Source organism: Butyricimonas muris (genome assembly GCF_046365375.1).
Taxonomy (GTDB): domain Bacteria; phylum Bacteroidota; class Bacteroidia; order Bacteroidales; family Marinifilaceae; genus Butyricimonas; species Butyricimonas muris.
In genome coordinates this window covers 91,301-116,217 of record NZ_JBKEIT010000005.1, presented here as the reverse complement: position 1 = coordinate 116,217, position 24,917 = coordinate 91,301, and the positions used below count along the sequence as shown (strand labels likewise).

Below are 24,917 nucleotides of genomic sequence, written 5' to 3'. Positions count from 1 at the left end.
TCGGCTCGCGTGATTGAAATAAAATCAAAAATTAAATTGAGATTTAGAACATGAGTAGGGAAACTAAAAGACCTAGAATTACTAGACCGACAGAGAATCGTGATGAGAATCGTCGGGGCAGAACACAGAATTTCGAAAACCGTGAGGGTGGAGAAAGAGAATTCAGAAGACCTAGCCGTTTTAACGCGGAGCGGTCTGACCGTGAACGTGGATATAATGGTATCCGTGATTTGAACAAGGAAAGAGAAAGAGAACAATCCGGGGATTCCGACAACGGGAATCGTTATCGTCGGGAGACGGATGGAAACCGGGAAAGAGGAACACGTGAAGGCAATCGTTTCGAGAATCGGGATAACAATAACCGTGCTCCGAGAAGATCTTTTGATCGGGATAGCCGGGACAACCGTGATAACCGGGAAAGACGGGAGTATCGTGATAACAGGGATAGTCGAGATGATCGTGAAAGACGGGAATATCGCAATGACCGTGATAACCGAGATAATCGTGAGAGAAGAGAGTATCGTGATAATTACCGTAATTCAGACCGTGAAGACCGTCGTGAAAGACGTCCGCAAGAGCAGGATAGAAACAGAGAAAATCGATTCCAAGACAGAAATCGTGACGCGTACCGGAGAGATGATCGTCGGGAGCAGGGAAATCGGGATGATCGAGGAGATCGTCGCGAACGGTTTTCCGAGCGTCCCAAGAGATCGTTTGATAACGAGGAGGCATCCAGAAGTGTATACAGCAAGAAAAAGCAAATCGAGTTTCGCAAGAAAAACGAGGGACAGGAAACAGAATTGCGCTTAAACCGTTACATTGCCAAAGGTGGTGTTTGTTCCAGACGTGACGCGGATGTACTGATTACTACCGGACGAGTGAAGGTGAACGGTGAGATTGTACAGCAGGTAGGTGTGAAAGTGAAACGGACGGATAAAGTTGAAGTGGATGAGCAAGTGATTGTTCCGGAGCGCAAAGTATATCTCGTGTTGAATAAACCGAAAGATTACGTGACCACGGTGGAAGATCCCTTGGAGCGTAAAACCGTGATGTCGTTGATCGACGGAGCTTGCAAAGAACGGGTTTACCCGATTGGGCGTTTGGACCGTCAGACCACAGGAGTGTTACTTTTCACGAATGATGGCGATTTGGCTAAAAAATTAACGCATCCCAAGTATAACCAGAAGAAGATTTATCACGTATTCTTGGATAAGGTGGTAAAAACCGGAGATTTGGATGCCATACGGAAAGGTATTGACCTTGAAGACGGTTTTATTAAAGCCGATGAAGTTATGGTATCTGCTGACGATAAGACTCAGGTCGGGATTGAGATTCATTCCGGTCGGAATCGAATCGTTCGCCGGATATTCGAGCATCTGGGGTACCAGATACTCCGGTTGGATAGGGTATTTTTCGCCGGGATCACGAAGAAAAATCTGCCGCGGGGACGTTGGCGATTTTTAACGCCGGAAGAGGTGAACGTATTAAAAGCATATTAAAAAAGTTTTCTTTTTAATATATTTCTATTACCTTCGCGGATGTCCACCTTTAAGGAATGGTAATCCGCGAAGGTTTTTATTTTATACTAATAATGATATGGTTGCTTTTATAACAAATGGTCTTTACAGAATGAGGACATTGCATTCATTTTCTTACACGCCTAGATGGATTGTATTCCTGATAGACGTGGCGTTGTGCATAATGGCTGTGAGTGTTGCCTATCTGATCTGGGTTAATTTCCAAATTGACCGGATGAGGTTGGATTTTGTTCTGAACGGAGCCCTCGTGATCGTGGGAGTCCGAATTATCAGTTTCGTGTTGGGGCGTACTTATTCCGGCATAGTGCGTTTCTCGGGAACAGAGGATGCTTTGCGCATCTATTACGTCTTGACAGCGGGAGAGATAGCTCTTTTGATGGGAGACGGTATCTATTTTCTCGTGTTTGGCGAGACTTATATCCCTTTGTCTGTGCTTCTTACCGAGTACGTGGGACTGACAAGCGTGATGGTGATGAGTCGTGCGATCGTGAAAAAAATCTTTTCCCAGTACGTCGGGGCCGAGCGCACGAAAAAGAACGTGATTATCTGTGGTAGTGACGAGTACGGGATTATGGCAAAGCATGCCATGGATAACGTGGAAGATGCCACTTATAACGTGTTGGCTTTTATCGACGTGAACAATCGCAAGGCGGGGAAAGTACTTGAAGGAGTCAAAATATACAAGATGTCCGCTTTGCCCGGGCTGTTGAAACGTCACCGGGTAGATAAAGTGGTGATTGCCAAAAAACAGATTTCGGCTGATAAAAAGCGAGAGATTGTGGAAACCTGTTTGACCGCGAATGTCAACGTGCTTGAGGTACCTCGTTTCGAGAGTTGGATAAACGGGGAATTGAGCATGCGGCATATTAAAAATATAAAGATCGAGGATTTACTCGAGCGTGAAGTGATCCACATGGACGAGATGAATTTGCGTAAACAATTATTGAACAAGGTCGTGCTGGTAACGGGTGCGGCAGGTTCAATCGGTAGTGAAATCGTGCGCCAGTTGACTCATTTCAACCCGGCGATGATCGTGTTGTTCGATCAAGCCGAATCTGCTCTTTATGATATCGAATTGGAATTAAAGGAAGAATGTGGTTTTACCGATTACAAGATCGAGATCGGTGATGTTCGTGACCAGAGTCGGGTAGAAGGTATATTCAAAACATACAGACCTAATATAGTGTATCACGCGGCGGCTTACAAGCATGTCCCAATGATGGAAAAACACCCGATCGAAGGTGTGAAAACCAATATTCTGGGAACGAAAAACGTGGCTGATTGTGCTGTCAAATATGATTGCCAACGTTTCGTGATGATCTCTACCGATAAAGCGGTGAATCCTACCAATGTCATGGGTGCCAGCAAGCGTATAGCGGAAATCTATACACAATCTTTAAATCGAATAGCGAATACTCGTTTTATCACGACGCGTTTCGGAAATGTTTTAGGCTCCAATGGTTCGGTTATCCCTCGTTTCAAAAAACAGATAGAGGCCGGGGGGCCGGTTACGGTAACTCATCCCGAGATTACCCGTTTCTTTATGACTATCCCGGAGGCTTGCCAGTTGGTACTTCAAGCCGGGGCATTGGGGAACGGTGGTGAAATATTCGTGTTCGACATGGGTAAGAGTGTCAAAATCGTTGATTTGGCGCGGAAGATGATTAAACTTTCCGGTTACGAGATAGGTAAAGATATTCATATCGTGTTCACGGGCTTGCGTCCGGGTGAAAAGTTGTACGAGGAGGTACTTAACGTGAAAGAAACCACTTTGCCTACCGTGCACGAGAGAATCAAGATTGCTAAAGTGCGTGAATATAATTATAATGAAGTTGTCGATTCGATCAAAGCTCTTGATATCGCTTTGCAAACGAGGGATAACTTTGCCGTGGTAAAACAAATGAAATGTATCGTTCCCGAGTTTAAATCCAAGAACTCTACTTATGAATCCATTGATTTTCAAATGGAAGAAGAGGGAGTTCAACACCACATGCAGGAGGTGCTGGATAAAATTCAGGTGACTGAAAATTTAGAAGTGAGAGAATAATGGAGCAGACGAATTGGTATGCTATATATACCGCTTCTCGGGCGGAAAAACGTGTAAAAAAACGACTTGATGAAGCCGGAATCGTGTATTATATCCCTTCGCGTGTGGTGGAGTGGAATTCGGATAATCAGGTAAAACGGGTGGAAGTTCCTCTGTTTAGCAATTGTGTATTCGTGTGGCTTACACGTTCCGAGTTTTCCAAAATTCAAGACATTACCGGCATAATATCTTTTTTACGAGAGGGCGAAACCCCTGTCGTGTATTCCGAGCAACAGATTACATCCTTGCGTCTTTTAAATGATCATGCGGAGGAAATAGATGTTGTTGAAGGTGATATTCCGGTTACTTCTCCCGTTCGTGTCATTCAAGGTAAACTTTTAGGACTTGAGGGAGAATTGCTTGATGAGCCGGGCGTGTGCCGGGTTTTGGTTCGATTGCCCCGGGTTGGTAATGTAATTGCTGCCGTGTCACAGGATAGTGTGGTTCGTTTGTGAACGATTTTGTAATAAATCCCTCTTGTGCTTTTAACCGGAAAGGACTATCTTTGCTTATCTCGTGAGTATGAATTGAAAAACTGAAATGACGATGGAAAATGTAAAGAGAATCCCTTATGGTGTTTCTAACTTCGTGGAAGTGGTGGAGCAGAACCAGTATTACGTGGACAAGACGATGTATTTGCCCATGCTGGAAGAACAGCCTAATAGTTTGTTCCTTATCCGTCCCCGTCGCTTCGGGAAGAGTATTTTCCTAAGTATGTTACAAGCGTATTACGATATTTCGCAGAAAGAAAAGTTCGAGAAACGCTTCGGGAATTTGTGGATTGGTAAACATCCCACGCCGTTGCGGGGAAGGTATCAAGTTCTTTTTCTCGATTTCTCGAAAGCGGGTGCGGGCATGAGTTCTTTGGAGGAGAATTTCAATTTGTATTGTTGTCGTCAGTTAGACGGGTTCATGGCAACTTACGAGGATGCCTATCTGCCGAGAGTGGTGGAGAGTTTTTACGCTTCGATGTCTGCTGCCGACAAGTTGAGTGTTATCGAGGTGGAGGCAAAACGCTTGGGGTACCCGCTTTACTTGATTGTCGATGAATATGATAACTTTACCAACGTGGTGCTTAACGAGCAAGGTAATGACGTGTATCGTGCTTTAACCCATGCCAGCGGTTTTTATCGCGAGATATTCAAAAAGTTCAAGGGTATGTTCGAGCGTATCTTCATGACGGGGGTAAGTCCCGTGACACTGGACGATTTGACCAGCGGATTCAATATTGGTTGGAATATTAGTACCAAGCACGAGTTCAACATGATGTTGGGATTCTCTGAAACGGACGTGCGAGAGATGCTTCAATATTATAAGGATGCGGGGCGGTTGCCGGGGAACCCGGATATCGAAGCGATGATAACGGAAATGAAGCCGTGGTATGACAACTATTGTTTCGCGGAAGAGAGTTTGGTATGTGACCCGAAGATATTTAATTGCGACATGGTGCTTTATTATTTGCGTAATTACATAAGTCTAGGCAAGTCACCCAAGGAGATGATAGATCCTAATACCCGCACGGATTATAATAAAATGAAAAAACTTCTCCAGCTTGATAAGTTGGATGGTAATCGTAAAGGGGTGTTACGTAAGATTGCGGAAGAAGGACAGGTTGTGGCGAATTTGGAACTGACTTTTCCTGCCTCTGAGATAACGAATCCGGAGGTGTTTCCTAGTTTGCTGTTTTATTACGGTATGTTGACAATTACCGCTACACGGGGTACTCGTTTAGTATTGAGTATTCCCAATAATAACGTACGCAAGCAGTATTACGAATTTATGTTGGAAGAGTACCAAAGCCGGAGGTATATTGATTTGAACAATTTGATAGATTTGTTTGATAATATGGCCTACGATGGTGCTTGGCGAGAAACGTTGGAATTTATTGCCCATGCCTATAAGGAGAATTCTTCGGTGCGTAGTGCTATCGAGGGAGAGCGCAATATACAAGGTTTCTTTACCGCTTACTTGAGTGCGAATGCCTATTACTTGATAGCTCCGGAGATGGAATTGGACCATGGTTACTGTGATATATTCCTGATGCCTGATTTGCTTCATTACGAGGTGAAGCATAGTTATATCATTGAATTGAAATATTTGTCGGCAAAGGATACTGATGTCAAAGCCGAAATGCAATGGTTGGAGGCCACGGAGCAAATAAAGAGGTATGCTGTGGCTCCGCGAGTGAAGCTGATGATACATGACACGAAATTACATTGTATCGTGATGCAGTTCCGTAATCATGAACTAGTGCGGATGGAGGAAGTTTTGTGAAAGTGTTTCTGATGTAATTATTGTTTTCTCACGAGATAATGAGGTCCATTTGTGAACGAAGATTTTGAGATTTTCGGGTGTTTTGGGTAAAAAGAGCTATTACTCAATTGTATGAAGACGATTTCAGAAAGATTGATCTTTCCGGGAGAGCATTAATGCTTTCTGCAATAAGTTTTCCAATAAGATACTTTCTCGTTATCTCGTTTATACAAAGGATCTTCGTAAAGAAGAGCAAATTATTTATCTTCCCGTGTATATGGCTCAATTCCTGTGATTCGAGGTGAATGTCTTACTGAAAACCTATCGTAATACTACCCAAGACCTATAGAAATAAGTACACGGGGGCGGTGAATTGGTGCCTTAAGGGCGGGGATTCTATATTGGAGATAATAGAATCTCTGCGTGATAAACGGAGGAAGACCGGAGGTAGAGTATGACTACGGTATTACTTGGCTAGGATTGCAGTGGGTTCTCTATAGGTTTACATCTTTGTAAATTCTATTGACGAATTGTTGAGTGTTTGTCATTTGCATGTAAAGTCGTTTTCTTGTCATGAATTTATTTATCACATTTTACTTTTTTACGCAAAAAAAACGTGTACACTGTATGGCGTAATCGTTTTCCAATTAAACGAATCACACTCTTCATTATCAAATTTATCCCGAATTCCGCAATATTAATTCGCCCGGAACTATACATGTATTTTAACAATCGACTTTCAGATATGACATATTTCCATCCGCCTCGTCGCTCTAGCATCGTGTAACCGCCCCTTGCCCACAACAAAGATTCCCCAATATTAGCAAAGCAATAATTGGCATTGGCTAACCTATTCCAAAGATAATAATCCTCTAATAGATAAAACGGTTGATAACCGCCTACTGCAAGTATATCCTTTTTTCGGAACATCACCGTCATATGGTTAAATGGATTCCTCCATTTCATAAATACCTTTAATTTCTTATCTTCTTGAGGTAATTTTCTAATTGCTTCTATTTTCTCTTTACAATCAGAGAACTCTTCTATCCAACTGCCGACAATAGTCACTTCTTGATGTTCTTTCAGAAAGGTAACTTGTTTTTCAAAACGATTTGGTTTACAAATATCATCGCTATCCATTCGTGCTACTAGGTCAAAAGAACAAGCATCCAATCCAACACGTAATGCCTCTCCTAGTCCCCGATTTTCCTCTAAAGCAATAACCCTTAATTGTTTTCTTTCATTAGAAAAATCAGCAATTACTTGATCCAATTCTTCAGTTAGCGGACCGTCTTTCACTAATACCACTTCATTCGGAGTTAAACTCTGTTCAAATACGCTTCGCAAGGCTTCTCTGAAAAAAAGCGGTTGTTCCTTCGTGTAAACAGCTATTAATACCGAAAAACAGCTTTCCTTATTTACCTGTAATTCCTGCATAAATTCCTTTTAATATTTGCTTCATGTAACTTATACGCGGAGAGACGCATAAAGGATAATAAAAAAATTTTATACTATATTTGAAACCATTAGAAACTTTCCAATACAAGGGTACATATCCCCGATGAACCAATCTAAAATAATTTCGAAATTGATAATATGTACGAAAAGGTGTGGGTATAGCCACTTTCCGAAGAATGAACGGTCGGTCACCTTCTCCTACTTGATGACTCAATTGTACTTTCTCCGAAATAAAAAAACGCCATCCACCAATCTTCTTGGCTCTCCAGCACCATTCATGATCTACCCCATCAATAAATAAACTCGACTCCATCTCTCCGATCTGCTTGAAATGGATCATAGGAACCAATGATGCAGAACTAATAATTTCTCCAACTTCCGTGATTCCCGGTAAAATTAATTTTCCCTTCTTCACTGCACCCACGTAAGGTTTTCCTTCGTTCCGATTAAAGGGGCGGGGACCGATTCCTCCGATAGCAATTCCTGTTTGCTGCAAACGTTCGTAATCTGCTAGTAAAGAAATAACTAAATTTTTCGGAGCCAAGCTGTCCTGATCCATAAATAGCACGAAATCAAATTCCTTCTCTTGGAAATAAGTGATCCCTCGGTTCTGTGCCTCGGCAATCCCTAAATTCTCCTTGAAACCACGATAATACACATTGGGATATAAAGTAAGTAATGTTGCCATAAAATCCGGCATATTCACAGAATTATCCCCCAAGAAGATTTCATCCACTTGTTTGTTCAATGAGTCTAAAGAAGCTGTTAACAACTCCTGTCGAGGATTATACATTACAAGTACACACCCTATTTTCATCTTCAAGTATTTTATTTGCCATTACTAAAGTTAATATCACAATCACTTGATTCGTATCCAGGATATAAGGATTCGTAAATGCATAAAGAATATAGCATAAATAAGCGAACAACAACCTAGGATCTCGAATCTTCGTGTAAGCCAAAAATAGATTCAACAATATAAAAACAATAAAATTCACAATTCCTAATTGATTAAAGAAATAAACTGTCTGTAACTCGAAATAAACATTTCCAGTGTAATCCCGATAAGCTGTTTTCTCCGAAACCGTATTTCCTAATCCTTTTCCCAGCCAAATAGTCATGTGTTCTTGCCCCATATCCCGTATCAACACCTCCACTTGATCTTGTCTTGTCCCCATAGAATCTACTTTTTTAGACATGACATTCTCCACGAAAATCAATCCGGGGATAAAAAACAATACAATTAGAAAAGATAATCCTAGAATCTTCATCTGTAATCGTCTGAGAGACTCATTCTGTAAGAAAAAGAGTATAAAATGGAAGAAAAACAAGCTGATTAGGTAAGCAAAGTTTCCGGCAAATACGATAGCCAACAAATATATACACCTGAAGAAACGTTTTCTTTTTTCCGGAAATACAGGTACAAAATACGATAACATATACACGAAAGGTAATAGTGCGTTACCTTTTACCGGTATATTATAAAAATATCCCGTGAACGTGTAAACGTCTCCCCATCCCTGATTGATAAAATAATGTCGGAGTGGTTCATATGTCTCTAAATTAAAAAAGAGCAAAAGAACAAACTCTAGTCCGATCAGAAATATACATTGTAACAATGTAAAAGCGAACAGCAGCTTGATCATCCGAAAAGGTAAAATGATGAAATAAGCCGCTAGTAGGAAGAAAATAATCAGAGCAAAGCGAGCCACGAGGGGCACTTCGTTCCCCTGTAGCAAGGCGTAAAATACCAGAAAGAACCACCAGCAGAGAATAGGCAGAAATGTGCGATAAAATCCGGTTGCATTATAACGTATATTCAATACGACAATACCCAGCAAAGCCAGATTACCAAATATACTATACGACACGAAAGGTACTTGACGAGTAATAATAAGAATCACTACTCCCCATAGTAACATCGATAACGTGTCTTTCAAGCCGATTTTTCTTTCTTCGCTCATCCTTAACCCTTATAACAAAATGCAATCATTCTCAATAAAGCTTGTCCTACTCCTACGACAAAAAACGAGCACCATCCCACGAGTAAATAGAACGTGGGAATTTTCGTGAAATATTCCAACAAGAATATTAATGGAAACAGCAATATAAAATTCGGATATTGGTACATTTGTCGGAAAATATATCGAAATACAGAAGGATTATCAATATTCTCCGTGCCTGTTTCTTTCCGGTGATAGGCTTGAAATGTCAATAAAGCCCGATGTTGGAATTCTATCGAAATAAATACTATAAACACAAAAGCCAATAGCCTCTCGTCATATCTCCCAAGTTGCAAATACGAATACCAAAGAGCCAAATTCATTAATGGATGACAAGTTAGGTGTGCCCAATAATCCATATCCCGCCCGTATGTAGAGAATTGTTTTGTGATTCGAGCCACTTCTCCATCACTGCAATCCATCACATACCACAAATAAAAACAAATGATCCCCGTCACTTTAAAACTCCAATCGGGCAAGGCAAAAAACACAGATCCCATAACCCCGAAGAAAATCATGAATAACGTGATTGTATTCGGTCTCAATTTCCACTCCACGAATCTTGTTGAAAAAAAAGGAGACAGCGGCATACATAGCCAATCCGCTACCAATCTGGTATTCCATTTCCCCATGGGAGTAAAAGTTCGTACCTCTTTATAACTCAAACTCATTTTATTACTTTTTTTATTATACTCTGTCCGTAAAGCTGATATTTATGTCCGCCCCAAGCCCGAACTAATAACAATAATGTTTCTGTCATCACCACGACCCAAGCCACGCTATAAATAGAAATCCATCCGCTACCCCACAAACAAGCAATTATAACAATATGTACCAATGAAACTCCAACTAGCGAATAGTTTGTAAAATTAGGATGTCCCAATGCTGCCAAAAATGGATATCCCAGCAATGTGTTTGGCAAAGCTACCAAGCAGGCAAGCAGAAAAATATACATCACGTTCACACTAGATTCATCCACGTTCTGAAACAATAAATGCATAATATCCGATATACATAAGGCAACAATAATAACCAAGCAAATATTAGCCAAATTCGACCAAATAAAAATCTTCTTGAAAAGGGCTACTCTTTTGTTTTTCGTCATATAAGGAAATATTGCAGACACTAAAGGTTGGTATATCCCTGTTAACGCTTGATAAACCTTGTCTGCCAAAGAGTAATAGCCAACTGCGGTGTTACCTAAAACTAATCCTAACACAAAGGTATTGGTATTCGTAAACATCGAAACAGAAATTCGTGATAGAAAATAATTGGCACTATCTTTTGTCACGGTCATAATATTTTTTATTTTTGGAAAAAAGAAGTTTACTCCAAACCGTTTTTTCATTAAATAAAGGCAAATGATTCCACTCCCGATGCTCCCCACACTATAACAAATCGGGATATAAAAATAATCAGCACTATCTTTTACCACAAAGAATAAAGGTGTTAGGCTCAATACTTTTGTTACGACAGTCATTATCGTGATAAATCTCATTTGCTCCATTCCTTGAAAGAACCAGTAGGGAGACATAATATTTCCTACTACCTGCCCAAAAAATAACAAGAAGAATATCTTTTCTTGTCTTAGAGAAGGAATTAGAAACAAACAAATCAATAAGATGACGAAAGAAATGATACAAATCCCCATGCGGGAAAAAGTTGCACTATTCACATAAGTATTGATCGCCTCTTTCTGATCTCTGTTTTCTGCGATATAGCGAGTCCCAGATAATCCGAAGCCGAAATCGGTCACGATCAGAAAGTATTGCATAAAAGCAATAGCAAAATTTACTAACCCGTAATGCTCCACTCCCAGATGGTTGTAAAGATAAGGTATCGTGATCAACGGCAAAAGATAATTTATCCCCTGCAAAATGGCTAACGAGAGAAAATTCTCAACTAGCGGATTTCCTATCAGTCGCTTATTCAACATCTTTTACTTGATCCCCTTTCACCGAAAAATGACGCATCAAAAATTTACTTCGAGTCACTTCTGCTATATAAGGTAGTGTGATTACCAATACCATTCCTAAAAATAGTCCGAGAGCCACGAATGCGGTTAAAATAATTCCCCGTCTTGGAGCTGATGCTTGATAAGGTACGTAAACTTCTTCTAACATAGTAAATACCGGCGTGTTATCCTGTGTCTTTAACTTTAATCTTTCCAATTTTCCATTAAACTCTTGATAACTACCGTAAAGATGTTGATATTCAGCTAATAGACAGCCTTTCTGTATATCAATATTTCCGGTGGAAAGAACATGTTGTTTCGTCTGCAATTCTGCCATTTCCTGTTGTTTGGCTTTCAATTCCTGCATAACTACTCCTATTTGCCGTTTTAAAAATACCCATTGTTCTTCAATTTTTGCAGAACGGTAATTCGTTACTTCTTCTTTCAGCAACGACAGTACATTTTGGGCTAAACGAGCCGCAACTACGGGGTCTCCTGTTGTCACTTGCAACAAAGCATTGTCCTCCCCAATCCATAAAACCACACCTCTTTGCAATACATCTGCTGCCCGTTGTTCTTTTGGTGATAATATAAGCAATGAAGTGTCTCGTTCCATAGCATTTTCAAAACCTCCCTTTTTTGCCGTTCGAATCGTGGCGGGTAATCCTATCGTGTATTTCTTTAGCCAACGGCCAAAATGAAAAGGATGATACTCATCAGAACTCAAGTATTCCACTAAATTAACTTTTTTCCCATCTTTTCCTTCCCAAACGGGCATATACATGACCTTTTTACGAAAGGTCACATTTTCTACAACTCGTGGGTATAATCCTGGGTTTAGCACTTCATTTGCCTCGTAAATACTTGGACTCTCCCTTTGTAAATAAGCATCCAAAGCACTTTTGTCTAAATCCGTTTGCGGTTTTTGGGGTATAAAAGAGGAAATAGAAGTATATTGTTTTGAACTCAATAACACAACAAGCACGCCCAAACACAAACATATAAACGTAGTCTTAAGAATAAAAGACTTTTTTCTCCATAACAATCGGAGCAAATCCGTTACATCAAATTCTTGCATAAAACATTTTTAAAAGGTTAGCCAACTTATTAAGGATGCTGCATTTGCGAAATAGTTGCGTTAACCTGTGATTATTTATATTATGGGAGGGTAAACCAACCCTCTCTATTCTTTCTCCGCGCAAAAGTACATTATTTGTTTTCAACTCACAACTGCCTGAGGCTGTAAATTAAACTCTACATGTGCCGAAAATCATCTTTATCAATTTCAAGGTGCTCTTTAAAATTGGTTGATCCAGTATTATATAAATTGATTCAACGTGTAATGGTCTGGGATTGATTTATGAACAGTAAATATAGTGGGAATCGTATTATTTTATGTATCTTTGACGAGTTTCTATACGGCATAAATTTTTTCATATCATTGAGTAAATATAGGTTGATTTTCAGAATAATTTGGAATTAGAATATAGAATAGTAGAGTATGCAGAAGGTTGTTTATTTAGGCATGACGGCGGATATAATGCATCCGGGATTAATTAATATCATAAAGGAAGCTACCAAGTATGGAGAAGTTTTGATCGGATTATTGACCGATAAAGCTATAGCCTCACATAAGCGTTTGCCTCATTTGTCCTATGAGCAAAGAGAGGAAGTTGTTGCTAATATTAAGGGGGTTAGTCGAGTAGTTCCGCAAGAAGAATGGAGTTATGTCCCTAATTTGTTGAAATATAAACCTGATTATATTATTCATGGGGATGATTGGGTCGGAGGTCCTTTGAAACAAATTAGGGAAGATGTTTTTCGTGTGATGAAAGAAATTGGAGGCGAAGTGATAGAGATTCCTTATACAAAGGGAATTAATTCGTCAGGTTTGGATAAGGACATTAAAGCTATCGGGACAACTCCGGATGTCCGACTGAAAACTCTTCGTCGATTGATTGCCGCAAAGCCGATCGTGAGAATACTAGAGGCACATAGTGGTTTGTCCGGTTTAATTATCGAGAGTATTTCTTTACAGAAAGGGGATAAATTACAAGCTTTTGATGGTATGTGGTCCAGTAGTTTGACGGATTCTACCAGTAAAGGTAAACCGGATATCGAGGCTGTTGATCTTACGACTCGTTTGCAGGATTTGAATAATATATTGGAGTGCACGACGAAACCGATTATTTTTGATGGAGACACGGGTGGAAAAATAGAACATTTTGTGTTTACGGTTAGGACGTTGGAACGTCATGGTATTTCTGCTGTTATTATAGAAGATAAAGTTGGATTGAAGAAGAATTCTTTGTTTGGAACGTCTGTTCAACAGCACCAAGCTACAATCGAGGAGTTTAGTGACAAGTTGCGTGCGGGAAAAAATGCGCAGGTTACAAAGGAATTTATGATTATCGCTCGAATTGAAAGTTTGATTTGCGGACAGCCAGTAGAAGATGCCCTCGAAAGGGCTTTTGCTTACGTGGAGGCGGGTGCTGATGGTGTGATGATTCACAGTAAAGACAAGTCGGGAGAAGATATAAAGGCGTTCTGTCAAAAATTCCGAGAGAAAGATAAAGTGACTCCTATCGTGGTTGTACCCACGACGTATAATCAGTTTACTGAAACAGCACTGAACGAATGGGGAGTAAATATCGTGATTTACGCCAATCACATGTTGAGGGCTTCTTATCCGGCAATGTACAACGTGGCAAGAATAATCCTTGAGAATGAAAGATCTCTGGAGGCAGATCCTTATTGTATGCCAATAAAACAAATATTAGAATTGATTCCGGGAACAAAATAGATTGATGATGGTTGATGTAAAAAAAGTGTACGACGCCTTTATTGCCCAAGGAGTGGATTTCTTTACCGGGGTTCCGGATTCATTACTGCAAAGTATTTGTGCGTATATTACAGATTTTACCCCGGAAGAAAAAAATTTAATTGCAGCTAATGAAGGCGCTGCAGTTGGGGTTGCTGCCGGATATTATCTGGCAACAGGTAAAATTCCGTTGGTGTATATGCAAAATTCCGGTTTAGGGAATGCTATTAATCCTTTGTTATCGTTAGTTGATGAAAAGGTGTATAAATTGCCAATGTTGTTTATGGTAGGATGGCGCGGAGAACCGGGTATAAAAGATGAGCCTCAACATAAAAAGCAGGGGGAGGTTACTATTGCTTTGTTGGAGGCGATGCAGATTCCGTATACGATATTGGATGAAAGGGAAGAGCTGGCATTGCAACAAATACAAAATGCGATTGTACAGGTTAAAAACGAGAGTATTTCTCATGTTCTGCTTATCCGTAAAGGATTATTCGGTAAGTATAAATTGCAGAAAGAGGTAGAAAATGATTATCCGTTGTCACGGGAAGAGGCTTTGAAGATCACTGTTGCTCACTTGAAGGAACGGGATATTGTTGTGTCTACCACGGGAAAGTTGTCGAGGGAATTATATGAATATAGGACAGCGTTAGGGCAAGGGCATGCGAGAGATTTTCTGACTGTTGGTTCTATGGGGCATGCATCTTCAATTGCATTGGGGATTGCTATCGAGAAGACTGATCGGGAAGTTTTTTGTTTTGATGGTGATGGGGCTTTTATTATGCATATGGGGGCGATTAGTAATATTGGCGAGTTGGCACCAATGAATTACAGGCATTTCGTATTTAATAATGGAGCACACGAGTCTGTCGGCGGACAACCGACGGCGGCATTTTATCTGGATATTCCTGCTGTGGCAAAAGCCTGTGGGTATAAACATGTGTTTGTGGCAAAAACTAAAGATGAACTTGAAAGAATATTGATGAATATAAGGGAAGTTAAGGGGCCAGTATTACTGGAAATTCGAGTGAGGATTGATTCGAGAGGAGATCTTGGGCGTCCTGCAACTTCTCCTGTTGAGAATAAGCATGATTTTATGAATTTTCTTAAGAATGGGTAGCAAGTTTGTTATATTATCGGATATACACGCGAATTTATCTGCACTAAAGGCGGTAATACGGGATTTTAAAGAAAAGTATAAACCTGATGGAATATTTTTTTTAGGGGATATCATAAATTACGGGATGCGTCCTAATGAGGTTATACTGGAAATAAAAGCCTTGTCAAAAGAATACGAAGTAATGTGTAATTTATTCGGTAATCACGAAAAGGCTTTGATGGATAGTACACATTTTTCTCGTTTTTCGAGTGAACGGGGACGTGTTGCTTTAAAGTATACGAAAGATATTTTGACAGCTGATAGTTACGAGTATATTCAAAGTCGAATGCAGGGCGAAGGATACGCGGAAATATTATTAAATGGTCGTTCTGTATTGTGTTTGCATGGGGAGTTGCGGGATGTGTACTGGGGAAAATTGACTTCAGAATCAATGAAAGAAGAAAGTTACTCGAAGTATGATTATGTATTGTCAGGACATACTCATTTCCCTCTTCATGTAGAAATGTTTTATGCTGGAGGATGTATTGAGTTTAGGGGAAAGAAAAGGACTGTGTTTATGAATCCGGGATCGATTGGACAACCGAGGAATCACAATCCCAAAGCTCAATATTTATACTGGGATATGGGAACTGATACATTTCACTATAATGCTGTCGAATATGATATTGCTTTAGAACAAAGTTTATATACTGATGCGGTAGATGTGTTTTATAAAAACAGATTGTTAAACGGTATTTGATAAGATATGAAAAAGAATGCATATATAATAAGTGGGGTGACGGGGATGACTGGAAATGAGTTGGCTCGTCAATTAGTAAAAAAAGAGGAAAATCGAGTAGTGGGTTTTGACAATTTTTTTGCTAGTTCTATTGATTCAGTTCGTGATCTACTCGGTAGGGAGAATTTTGAATTCTTTCAATACGATTTGAATGATGCGAAGCAGATGGAGATGGTTGGTCGAATTGCTCTTGAAGCAGTAGAGGATGGTTGTGATGTTTTTTATATAAATTGTGCTGCTGTTGTTCATACCGAGCATTTTTATAAAGTTGAAAATACTTTTATGACAAATGTTACTGGCATGAAGAATTTTTTGGATCAGGCAATAGAAATAGGAGCTAAAGCCTATATTAATTGCTCTACCTCAGAGGTATATTCGATGCAATCGTGGAACGAAAACGGAGGGGTGAGAGAGAGTGATTATTTAGTATTGGCTACGGCTGAACATAGCCAACGTACAAGTTATGCTGTAGGGAAGTTGTTGACGGAGTTTTTCATGAAAGATGCGGTTGATAGGGGACTGATTAAAGGATGCTCTATCCGGTTTGCTAATGTTTATAGTGATCATGAGTTGTATCCCAAGCATATCATTCCTCATATTATAACAAGTTTGAAGAACAAAGGTGAAGTTGAGTTATTGGAAAATTCGAAGAAAAATAAACGTTCTTTCTTGCATAATATTGATAGTTGTCGGGCTATACTTGCATTGTTGGGTTCTATAGAGGCGTTGGATGGTTCTGTTTATAATGTGGCAACAGACGAGGAGATATCTATTGTTGAATTGGTAGAGTTAATCGCATCTAAGTTAGGGATTAAAGAACCTGCTATTTTGTTTTCAGGTTACCGGGCTTCAGATCCGGAACGCAGGATTTTGAATACTGAAAAAATTAGGCAAAGGGCCCGATGGGAGCCTATTGTGAAACTTTCGCAAGGTTTGGATATGTGTTTAGGTAAAGAATGTAAGGAATGAAAGCCATAATCATTACAGTTGCAGGTACAGCTACCCGCTTTAATCGGGATACGGAAGAAGAGGTCTTGAAATGTCTTTATTATAAAGATAAACCTGAAAATAGCTTATTATATCAAATTCTTCAGAAAGCTGATGGAGTAGATCAATATATTATTGTTGGAGGATATCTGTATGATAAATTAGTAGAATATGTTGATGTATTTTGCCAGAGATTTAGGGCTCGGATAAAATTAGTCTATAATGATAAGTATAACACGTATGGCTCCAGCTATAGTTTGATTAAAGGTATTGAGGCTATTAGTTGGGCGGATGAAGTGATCTTCGTGGAGGGGGATTTGTTTTTTGATTCTGAAAGTTTTGAAAACGTGCTAAGGTCTGAAAAAGATGTTGTAACAGTGAATAGGGAATTGATCTTGGCTGATAAAGCGGTTGTTTTATATGTAGATCAAGATTATCTTGTGCGTTATATTTACGATGTAAGTCATAAGTTGTTGAATATTCCGGTGGCTTTTAGAGCTGTTTATAATTCTGCCCAGATTTGGAAATTTTTGAACTTTCCAAAATTGAAGGGTGTTGTTTCGGAATTGACTGCTCAACAGGTGCAAGGAACAAACTTGGAGATAATACAAGGATATTATGGTAATATTAAGTGTCATGATATATCTGTTTGTGTTATTGAGGAATGGGAAAACTGTAATACTGTGGCTGATTATTTAAAGATATATTCTAAAATTGAAAATGATAATTCGAATGAAAGCGACAAATGATAAATTAAATCTGTTACGGCAAAAGCTGGAGGCTGATGGTGTTGTGAAAGTGATGATCATGGGACTTGGAAGTGTTGGGGGATATTTGCTAGACTATCTTGTTGGATTACAAGATGAAAAGATGGAAATTGTTGTGGTTGGAAGAAATTTGGATAAATTAATTCAAGATGTTAATATAGTGCGAACGGCAGCTGTGATTCGAGGGGCTCTAAGGAGTAAAATCACGGTAGATGGTGCTTGTGATCTAGACCATATAGATTCCATTACAAAAACAATAGCCCGTTATCAGCCGGATATTATCGTTAACAGTAGTAGGGTGTATGCAGGTTTAAAGTATGGTAGTATATCTTGGCATACTTTGAGAGCGTATGGTATTTGGACACCACTTTCAATACGCTATGCCCGTAATATTATGGAAGGATGTGAGCTTGCCGGAAGTCATGCAATTGTTATTAATACCTCATATTCTGATGCTGTGATTCCTTGGTTAAAATCTGCCGGTAAATTATATCCTGATTTCGGTAGTGGTAATTTGAATCATTTGATTCCGCGGATTAAATTTTATGTAGGAGAACAATGTGAAATTGCTAATTTGAATGATATAGATGTTACTTTGGCTGTTAGTCATTTTCATGATGTTGTGATCAGTAAGGAGGGACAGGCTGAAGGGCAAAAAATTTTATTGGATGTTAAGTACCAAGGTCATAACGTGGAGATCGAACAATCGGAGATTTTTAAACACTGTGCAATTGCGATGCCTGTGGATCAGAAGAGAAATATGATGAATGCATCGAGCAATTTCGATATCATTTATACGATCTTGGAAGCTATACGTTTAAAGAAGAAAATGAAAGTACATTCACCGGGGGTACAGGGGGAAATAGGAGGGTATCCTTATATTATCGATGGGGAGAATGTCGATTCTTATTTTGATGAAAGTATTTTTTCGATGTCCCGGATGAGGCAAGCTAATAGAGAATCAATAGTTCTTGATGGTATTGAAAATGTTATTAATGGAAATTTGGTATACACGGATGTTTTAGTGGAAAAGGTGAAGAATGCTTTTGGGGTGATTTTGCCTAAAGTTGTTCACTTTAATGAAATTGATGAAGTGGGACATTTTCTAATAGAACAAATTATTATGAGAAATAAATGATGGGTACTATATTAAAGGGTGTAATTGTGTAATGCGGGGAGAATGAATATATGAATCGTTTTTTATTGCGAAATATTTTAGACAAAAAATAAGATTATATTGCTGACTTGTTAAGGATTTGTTAAAAACAAAAAAACTCACGTTGTTGACGCAACCTTTATCATATCTTCGCATCTTGAAAGTAAAAAGCAACATACACAACACACTATTATTAATTATATGAATACAAATCAAACATTTAAGGTCTACACGACGTAAACAAGCTTTGGAAAACGAGGAGGCGTTTTTCGAGTAAAATGAATAACGCGTTAAGGAGATTGTTTAGGGTCCATAAAATGGACAGAGTAAGATTTTATGCCGTTTAAATAGATCGAGGAATGAAAAAAATATTGATAATTGGAGGGAGTAGCTTTATTGCTGGACAGTTTATTCGAAATTACCAGTCGGAGGATTCGATAACTTGTTATAGCCGACGTCCTACAGGATACGATAAGGAAATCGTGGTAAAGGCGTTTTGGGATATGCCTGTGGAATCGTTCGTCGGGTTTGATGCGGTAATTAATTTCGCTGCTATCGTACACCGTCCGGAAGAGAAGAATCAGGAACTTTATGATGAGGTGAATTATCGTATGGCTTGCGTGTTGGCTCAGAAAGCCCGTCAGGCAGGCGTTCGTCAATTTATTCAAATGAGTACGATTGCCGTGTTTGGTACTGCCAGTCGTATTTCTACGACAACACCGGAAATGCCGAGGACTTATTATGGAAGTTCTAAGTTGAAAGCTGATAAGGAGTTGTTGGCGATGAGTGATCACGAGTTCAAGACGGTGATTATTCGTCCCCCGATGGCTTATGGTGGTGGTATGGCTCCGGGAAATATGATGCGTTTGATTCGTTTGGTGAATCGTCATATACCGCTTCCGTTCGGTTCGGCTCGGAATCGTCGTGATTTTATTAACGTGAAGAATTTGATAGAGTTTATCCATTTAACCGTGGAGAAAGAGGCTGAAGGTATTTTCTACCCGACAGATAAAGAACCCTATTCAACACGTAATGTTATAGAGGTGATTTCTGAACAGTTGGGTGTTCACACGATTAATTTACCTTCCCCGTCTTTGTTTTTGAGAATGGTTGAGAAAATTCGCCCGGATCTTTATCAGAAGTTGTGGGGTGATGTTGTGATAGATCGTCAATTGGCTTTAAATTCTATCGGTTATGAACCTCGTTATACTTTGGAAGACGGGATTCGTGAGATGGTTGAATCGTTCAAGCAAAGAAAATGATAGACTGGATTTACGGGTTTGTTCTCCTTCTACTTTTTGTGATGGAGAACATTTATTTTAAAATAGCGGAAAGATACAAGATCATGGATATTCCTAACGAGAGGAGTTCCCATCATACAATTACCCTGCGAGGAGGCGGGGTGATTTTTTATTTGGGAGTGCTCGTTTACGGGTTGACTTTCGGTTTTTTCGCCCCGTGGTTTTTGTGCGGGTTGACGTTGGTGGCGGTAGTGAGTTTTATGGATGATATGCATCCGCTTTCGGCGAAGTTGCGTTTGCTGGTGCAGACTTTTGCTTTGTTGCTTTTGTTGTTGCAGTTGGGGGTGCACGAGGTTTCGTGGGGATACGTGATTGTGGCTTTGTTCGTTTGCTTGGCTATTCTGAATATATACAATTTTATGGATGGCATCAACGGGATTACCGGGGGATATAGCTTGGTTGTACTGTTGGCTTTGTGGGGGATAAACGCTTGGGTAATACAGATTGCGCCCGCGGGTTTTATTCCGGTGGTTATTCTGTCATTGTTGGTATTTAATTTCTATAATTTCAGAACTCACGCGAGGTGTTTTTCCGGTGACGTGGGGGCTGTTGCTATTGCTTTTATACTTCTTTTCCTGCTAGGGACTTTTATCATGCGCACGGGGGAGATTTCGGTGTTGATTTTATTGAGCGTGTATGGGGTTGACGGTGTGTTGACAATTATCCATCGTTTGATGTTGAAAGAGAATATAGGGCAACCGCATCGGAAGCATTTGTATCAATTGTTGGCTAACGAGGCGAAGATTCCCCATTTGTCGGTATCTTTTTTTTATATGGCAACACAGGCGCTTGTCGGGGGAGGGTATTGGCTTGTTTTGAAATATGCTCCGGCGTATACTCTTTTTTACGCTATCGTGAGTTTGGTGGTGCTTGTGGCGGTTTATCTTCCGTTGCGTCGTAAATATTATGCTTTATTGGAAGAGAAGTAATATTTTTCGCGTATCCATTTTTCATTTTCAATTAATACAGTATCTTTGCGGTCGATCCGGCTATTCGGTTTACGGTATGCCCCGTGAGGGGGCGGTTTGGCTGTAAACCGAGAGGATGGTTGCGTAAAAACATTCAAAAAAAGTAATATGAGATTTTTAATATTGATCGTACTAATACTTGGCGTATCGAGGTTTGCTTTTGCCCAAATGTCAGATACACAAGTGGTAGAAGCTGTGAAAGAGGCACAGGCTCAAGGCAAGTCCCAGAATGAAATCATTTTGATGTTGACCCAGAAAGGGGTTACGATGGAGCAAATACAGCGAATCCAGAAGAGTTACGGTAGTCAAACCGGCACGCAACAAGGACAGGCTGATAATTCGAGAGGAAGAACGATGGCGCCTTTACAGGTGACAAAAGATACTGTCGTGATTCGTCCGAGGAGTAAGAATGATGTGTTCGGCAGGGAAATTTTTAATAATGGAAGGTTGACTTTTGAACCTAATTTGAGTATCCCGACTCCCGAGAATTATAAGTTAGCTCCCGGCGATGAGGTGATTATCGATATATGGGGTAATTCGGAAACCACGCTCCGGGAAGAAATATCTCCGGACGGAAGTATTAATGTTCAGGGGTTGGGACCCGTTTATTTAAGCGGGAAACAAGTGAAAGAGGCTTCCGCGTATTTGAAAAATGTATTCAGTCGTATATATTCGGATTTGAGTTCGGAGAATCCGGGAACTTTTATACAGCTTACTTTAGGTAAAATCCGCAGTATTCAAGTGAATGTTATGGGCGAGGTCGTGATGCCCGGGACTTATACTTTACCTTCGTTGGCAACGGTGTTTCATGCTTTGTATTCCGCGGGAGGTGTGAATCAAGTAGGAACGTTGCGTGATGTCGTGTTGTACCGGAATGGCAAGGCTTTTAAGCACGTGGATGTTTATGGGTACATCATGAACGGGGACAATACTTTCGATATTGTTTTGCAGGACGGGGATTTGATTAACGTGGGGACTTACGAGAAGATCGTGACGATTTTGGGTAAGGTGAAGCGCCCGATGAGATACGAGTTGAAGGGGGATGAAACTTTGAGTAAAGCATTGGAGTATGCCGGAGGTTTTACCGGGGATGCTTACAAGAAGAACTTGAACGTGACACGGAAGGGTGATTCCGAGTACGAGATGTACACGGTGTATAATGAGGAATTTCCTGAATTTGTTATGGCGAACGGGGATTCCGTGTTGGTGGATGCCATTTTGCCCCGCTACGAGAATCGGGTGTCTGTCGAGGGGGCTGTTTTCCGTCCGGGAAAATATGCTATCAGTGCTTCGATTGCGACGTTGAAAGATTTGTTGGATGTGGTGGAGGGACCGAGAGAGGATGCTTTTTTGAATCGTGCCATATTGTATCGCGAGAGAGAAGATTTAACTCGTGAAGCTCTTGCGATTGATTTGGGCAAATTTATGAAAGGCGAGGTCGAGGATATTGTTTTGAGGAAGAATGACGTGTTGTATGTGCCCTCTAAAACAGCTTTGCGAGAAGGTTACGTGATACAAATCCGGGGGGAAGTAAAGAACCCGAGAGAATATAATTTCGTGGAGAACATGACTATCGAGGATGCGATTATTCAAGCCGGGGGACTTTTGGAGTCGGCATCCGAGGTGCGAGTGGATGTCTCCCGAAGAATAAAGTCGCCGAAGAGTACGACCGAAGCCCCGGAAGAGGCGGAATTGTTCACTTTTGCGTTGAAGGACGGGTTGATGGTGGATGGTATCAAGAATTTTGTTTTGGAACCGTTTGATGAACTTTACGTGCGTCGTTCACCGGGATACCGGGAGCAACAGAACGTGCGGGTTGACGGGGAGATTCTTTATCCGGGGGTTTACGCTAAAGCATCGGCAAATGACAGGCTTTCGGATTTGGTGAAACGTGCCGGAGGGGTAACTTCAAAGGCCTACGTGAAAGGGGCTCGTTTGGAGCGTCGGATGAATCAAGACGAATTGATGAGATTTGAAGCTGCAAAAAATATCGCACTCACGGGAAAGGATTCGGTTATAATAGATAGTCTTATCGCTGAACGGACGTATCCCGTGGGTATCGATTTGGAAAAAGCACTTGCTAATCCGGGTGGAGAAGCGGATCTCGTTTTGCGCGAAGGGGATGTATTGCATGTTTCTAATTTCGTGAATACGGTGAAAATCAGCGGAGCGGTTATGTTCCCCAACGCGGTGACTTACAAGAGTAAGATGTCGTTAAGGGATTATATTGACAACGCGGGCGGTTTTAATATGAACGCGAAGAAGCGCAGGGCTTACGTGATTTACCCGAATGGAACATTGGCGGTACGGAGAGGGGGACGGAATCCGAAGATCGAGCCGGGATGTGAGATTATTGTTCCGATGAAGTTGGAGCGAAAGAATAGATTGGGGTTGCCTGAAATATTAAGTCTGACTTCTTCGACAACCTCTATTGCTGCCATGGTTACATCAATTCTTAATAGCACGAAGTAGTATGGGACAGGAAATAAAAGAACAGACGAATCAGATACCACAGCAAGACGAGGAGATTGATTTGGTGGAAGTCATCCGGAAATTATGGAAGAACCGTAAATTGATTATTAAGATCACGGTCGTCTTTATGGTAATAGGTGTGTTGGTAGCCCTTTTTAGCCCGAAAGAGTATTCCGCGGGATGTACAATGGTCCCCCAGAGCGGTGACAAGAAAGCAAGCGGCGGATTGAGCGGTTTGGCTTCGATGGTGGGTATTAATTTGGGTTCCATGGGCGGAGGTGAAGTTCTTGCCCCGACGATTTATCCCAAGATATTGGCAAGTATCCCTTTTAAAAAGGAGTTGATGGCGACACCATTGAAATTCGAGGAATACGAACAACCTGTTACTTTGTTTGATTATTACACGAAAGACGAGTATAAAAAATTCAGTCTTTTCGGGGTTATTAAAAAGTACACGATTGGTTTGCCGGGAGTGATCATCGGTGCTATCCGAGGGGAAGACACGACACAGATCATGACGGAGCAAGGCTCGGCGATTCAATCGCTTTCGAAGGATGAAAAAGAGGTAGCCGAGATATTGGATAGGATTGTTTCGTTGAACGTGAATGATAAAGACGGATACGTACAGTTGTCCGCTTCATTGCCGGAGCCTTTGGCCGTAGCTCAATTGGCTCAGCAGGCTCAGAAGTTGTTGCAAGAGTACATCACTCGTTTCAAGATTGAGAAGGTGCAGTCAAATCTGGACTTTGTGCAAAAGCAATATGATAAGGCGAAAGAACGTTACGAGGTCAGACAGGATGAGCTTGCCAAGTTCCGGGATGCCAATAAAGGATTCGTTTCGGCTGTGGCCAAGACGAGGGAGGATATGTTGACTAACGAGTATAATCTTGCGTATAATGTATACTCGGAATTGGCGAAGCAACTGGAACAGGCTGAAATCGCCGTGAATGAAACAACCCCGATATTAACGGTTGTTGAGCCGGTAGTGGTTCCCGTGGAACGCTCGAAACCCAAAAGAGGGTTGATATGTGTGCTTTTTACTTTCTTGGGTGGTTTTGCCGGAGTCGGAGTGGTATTGGGATTACCGTTTTTGGCTAACACGTTCGGGAATGATGAATTGAAAAAATGGATAAAAGAATAGTCCGGGACTGAGGGGCTGCAATTAAAATCACGAGGGCGGAGAATATTTTTATTCTCCGCCCTCGTGATTTTTTTCGAGTGGCGTTAATCCTTTTCAGGGTAGGTCGTGTAATTA

19 protein-coding genes and 1 pseudogene are annotated in these 24,917 nt (G+C 40.6%); 14 read left to right on the top strand and 6 right to left on the bottom strand.

Annotated features, from left to right (window positions below):
* Positions 1-50: 50 nt before the first annotated feature.
* From ACK8P8_RS09825 to ACK8P8_RS09810, 4 genes and pseudogenes are all read left to right on the top strand, one after another.
* The gene (locus tag ACK8P8_RS09825) at positions 51-1,499 is read left to right on the top strand and encodes a pseudouridine synthase (protein ID WP_369858830.1); all 1,449 of its coding nucleotides are present in this window, start codon (positions 51-53) and stop codon (positions 1,497-1,499) included.
* A gap of 130 nt (positions 1,500-1,629) precedes the next feature.
* A pseudogene (locus ACK8P8_RS09820) lies at positions 1,630-3,495 on the top strand (polysaccharide biosynthesis protein); the annotation flags it as partial.
* Positions 3,496-3,584: 89 nt separating this feature from the next.
* Complete coding sequence (locus ACK8P8_RS09815) at positions 3,585-4,079, top strand: UpxY family transcription antiterminator (RefSeq protein ID WP_369858828.1); 495 nt, start codon at positions 3,585-3,587, stop codon at positions 4,077-4,079.
* A gap of 91 nt (positions 4,080-4,170) precedes the next feature.
* Entirely contained in the window at positions 4,171-5,898 is a 1,728-nt protein-coding gene (locus ACK8P8_RS09810; RefSeq protein ID WP_369858827.1) for a PD-(D/E)XK nuclease domain-containing ATP-binding protein, read from the top strand.
* Positions 5,899-6,456: 558 nt separating this feature from the next.
* Here ACK8P8_RS09810 and ACK8P8_RS09805 read toward each other — a convergent pair.
* Genes ACK8P8_RS09805 through ACK8P8_RS09780 form a run of 6 tightly spaced genes read right to left on the bottom strand, consistent with a single transcriptional unit; the run spans position 6,457 to position 12,370 of the window.
* Positions 6,457-7,314: a glycosyltransferase gene (locus tag ACK8P8_RS09805; RefSeq protein ID WP_369858826.1), complete on the bottom strand. Its 858-nt coding sequence runs from the start codon at positions 7,312-7,314 to the stop codon at positions 6,457-6,459.
* A complete protein-coding gene (locus ACK8P8_RS09800) occupies positions 7,292-8,152 on the bottom strand; it encodes a glycosyltransferase family 2 protein (RefSeq protein WP_369858825.1) in 861 nt (286 codons plus the stop codon). The genes ACK8P8_RS09805 and ACK8P8_RS09800 overlap by 23 nt, the downstream gene beginning before the upstream one ends.
* Positions 8,121-9,299, bottom strand: coding sequence for a hypothetical protein (locus tag ACK8P8_RS09795; protein WP_369858824.1), 1,179 nt, complete (start codon positions 9,297-9,299; stop codon positions 8,121-8,123). Before ACK8P8_RS09795 ends, ACK8P8_RS09800 begins: the two co-directional genes overlap by 32 nt.
* Positions 9,300-9,301: 2 nt before the next feature.
* Positions 9,302-10,009 (bottom strand): CDP-alcohol phosphatidyltransferase family protein, encoded by a 708-nt coding sequence (locus tag ACK8P8_RS09790; protein ID WP_186976325.1) that lies wholly within the window; start codon positions 10,007-10,009, stop codon positions 9,302-9,304.
* Entirely contained in the window at positions 10,006-11,274 is a 1,269-nt protein-coding gene (locus tag ACK8P8_RS09785) for a flippase (RefSeq protein WP_369858823.1), read from the bottom strand. The genes ACK8P8_RS09790 and ACK8P8_RS09785 overlap by 4 nt, the downstream gene beginning before the upstream one ends.
* Entirely contained in the window at positions 11,264-12,370 is a 1,107-nt protein-coding gene (locus ACK8P8_RS09780) for a Wzz/FepE/Etk N-terminal domain-containing protein (protein WP_369858822.1), read from the bottom strand. Before ACK8P8_RS09780 ends, ACK8P8_RS09785 begins: the two co-directional genes overlap by 11 nt.
* Positions 12,371-12,793: 423 nt before the next feature.
* Here ACK8P8_RS09780 and aepX point away from each other — a divergent pair, with 423 nt between their 5' ends.
* The 10 genes from aepX to ACK8P8_RS09730 all read left to right on the top strand — a co-directional run bounded on the left by aepX (position 12,794) and on the right by ACK8P8_RS09730 (position 24,803).
* Entirely contained in the window at positions 12,794-14,095 is a 1,302-nt protein-coding gene (gene aepX, locus ACK8P8_RS09775) for a phosphoenolpyruvate mutase (RefSeq protein ID WP_186976328.1), read from the top strand.
* A gap of 7 nt (positions 14,096-14,102) precedes the next feature.
* Complete coding sequence (gene aepY / locus ACK8P8_RS09770; protein ID WP_369859074.1) at positions 14,103-15,233, top strand: phosphonopyruvate decarboxylase; 1,131 nt, start codon at positions 14,103-14,105, stop codon at positions 15,231-15,233.
* Positions 15,226-15,972, top strand: a complete 747-nt coding sequence (locus ACK8P8_RS09765) for a metallophosphoesterase family protein (RefSeq protein WP_303179314.1) — start codon at positions 15,226-15,228, stop codon at positions 15,970-15,972. The genes aepY and ACK8P8_RS09765 overlap by 8 nt, the downstream gene beginning before the upstream one ends.
* A gap of 6 nt (positions 15,973-15,978) precedes the next feature.
* The gene (locus ACK8P8_RS09760) at positions 15,979-16,980 is read left to right on the top strand and encodes an NAD-dependent epimerase/dehydratase family protein (RefSeq protein WP_303179316.1); all 1,002 of its coding nucleotides are present in this window, start codon (positions 15,979-15,981) and stop codon (positions 16,978-16,980) included.
* Positions 16,977-17,747 (top strand): DUF6564 domain-containing protein, encoded by a 771-nt coding sequence (locus ACK8P8_RS09755; RefSeq protein WP_303179318.1) that lies wholly within the window; start codon positions 16,977-16,979, stop codon positions 17,745-17,747. Before ACK8P8_RS09760 ends, ACK8P8_RS09755 begins: the two co-directional genes overlap by 4 nt.
* Positions 17,731-18,903, top strand: a complete 1,173-nt coding sequence (locus ACK8P8_RS09750; protein ID WP_369858821.1) for a hypothetical protein — start codon at positions 17,731-17,733, stop codon at positions 18,901-18,903. The genes ACK8P8_RS09755 and ACK8P8_RS09750 overlap by 17 nt, the downstream gene beginning before the upstream one ends.
* A 377-nt stretch (positions 18,904-19,280) precedes the next feature.
* Positions 19,281-20,183, top strand: a complete 903-nt coding sequence (locus ACK8P8_RS09745) for an NAD-dependent epimerase/dehydratase family protein (protein WP_292266301.1) — start codon at positions 19,281-19,283, stop codon at positions 20,181-20,183.
* Positions 20,180-21,151, top strand: coding sequence for an MraY family glycosyltransferase (locus tag ACK8P8_RS09740; RefSeq protein ID WP_369858820.1), 972 nt, complete (start codon positions 20,180-20,182; stop codon positions 21,149-21,151). Before ACK8P8_RS09745 ends, ACK8P8_RS09740 begins: the two co-directional genes overlap by 4 nt.
* A gap of 147 nt (positions 21,152-21,298) precedes the next feature.
* A complete protein-coding gene (locus ACK8P8_RS09735; RefSeq protein ID WP_369858819.1) occupies positions 21,299-23,662 on the top strand; it encodes an SLBB domain-containing protein in 2,364 nt (787 codons plus the stop codon).
* Position 23,663: 1 nt separating this feature from the next.
* A complete protein-coding gene (locus tag ACK8P8_RS09730; protein WP_369858818.1) occupies positions 23,664-24,803 on the top strand; it encodes a Wzz/FepE/Etk N-terminal domain-containing protein in 1,140 nt (379 codons plus the stop codon).
* Positions 24,804-24,917: the final 114 nt, after the last annotated feature.

Excerpts from the sequence above, each read along its gene's own strand:
- ACK8P8_RS09800 (WP_369858825.1), bottom strand. The coding sequence starts at position 8,152 with ATGAAAATAGGGTGTGTACTTGTAATGTATAATCCTCGACAGGAGTTG.
- ACK8P8_RS09780 (WP_369858822.1), bottom strand. The coding sequence starts at position 12,370 with ATGCAAGAATTTGATGTAACGGATTTGCTCCGATTGTTATGGAGAAAA.
- ACK8P8_RS09790 (WP_186976325.1), bottom strand. The coding sequence starts at position 10,009 with ATGAGTTTGAGTTATAAAGAGGTACGAACTTTTACTCCCATGGGGAAA.
- ACK8P8_RS09810 (WP_369858827.1), top strand. The coding sequence starts at position 4,171 with ATGGAAAATGTAAAGAGAATCCCTTATGGTGTTTCTAACTTCGTGGAA.
- ACK8P8_RS09805 (WP_369858826.1), bottom strand. The coding sequence starts at position 7,314 with ATGCAGGAATTACAGGTAAATAAGGAAAGCTGTTTTTCGGTATTAATA.
- aepY (WP_369859074.1), top strand. The coding sequence starts at position 14,103 with ATGGTTGATGTAAAAAAAGTGTACGACGCCTTTATTGCCCAAGGAGTG.
- aepX (WP_186976328.1), top strand. The coding sequence starts at position 12,794 with ATGCAGAAGGTTGTTTATTTAGGCATGACGGCGGATATAATGCATCCG.
- ACK8P8_RS09755 (WP_303179318.1), top strand. The coding sequence starts at position 16,977 with ATGAAAGCCATAATCATTACAGTTGCAGGTACAGCTACCCGCTTTAAT.
- ACK8P8_RS09785 (WP_369858823.1), bottom strand. The coding sequence starts at position 11,274 with ATGTTGAATAAGCGACTGATAGGAAATCCGCTAGTTGAGAATTTTCTC.
- ACK8P8_RS09750 (WP_369858821.1), top strand. The coding sequence starts at position 17,731 with ATGAAAGCGACAAATGATAAATTAAATCTGTTACGGCAAAAGCTGGAG.
- ACK8P8_RS09795 (WP_369858824.1), bottom strand. The coding sequence starts at position 9,299 with ATGAGCGAAGAAAGAAAAATCGGCTTGAAAGACACGTTATCGATGTTA.
- ACK8P8_RS09765 (WP_303179314.1), top strand. The coding sequence starts at position 15,226 with ATGGGTAGCAAGTTTGTTATATTATCGGATATACACGCGAATTTATCT.
- ACK8P8_RS09760 (WP_303179316.1), top strand. The coding sequence starts at position 15,979 with ATGAAAAAGAATGCATATATAATAAGTGGGGTGACGGGGATGACTGGA.
- ACK8P8_RS09730 (WP_369858818.1), top strand. The coding sequence starts at position 23,664 with ATGGGACAGGAAATAAAAGAACAGACGAATCAGATACCACAGCAAGAC.
- ACK8P8_RS09815 (WP_369858828.1), top strand. The coding sequence starts at position 3,585 with ATGGAGCAGACGAATTGGTATGCTATATATACCGCTTCTCGGGCGGAA.
- ACK8P8_RS09825 (WP_369858830.1), top strand. The coding sequence starts at position 51 with ATGAGTAGGGAAACTAAAAGACCTAGAATTACTAGACCGACAGAGAAT.
- ACK8P8_RS09740 (WP_369858820.1), top strand. The coding sequence starts at position 20,180 with ATGATAGACTGGATTTACGGGTTTGTTCTCCTTCTACTTTTTGTGATG.
- ACK8P8_RS09745 (WP_292266301.1), top strand. The coding sequence starts at position 19,281 with ATGAAAAAAATATTGATAATTGGAGGGAGTAGCTTTATTGCTGGACAG.
- ACK8P8_RS09735 (WP_369858819.1), top strand. The coding sequence starts at position 21,299 with ATGAGATTTTTAATATTGATCGTACTAATACTTGGCGTATCGAGGTTT.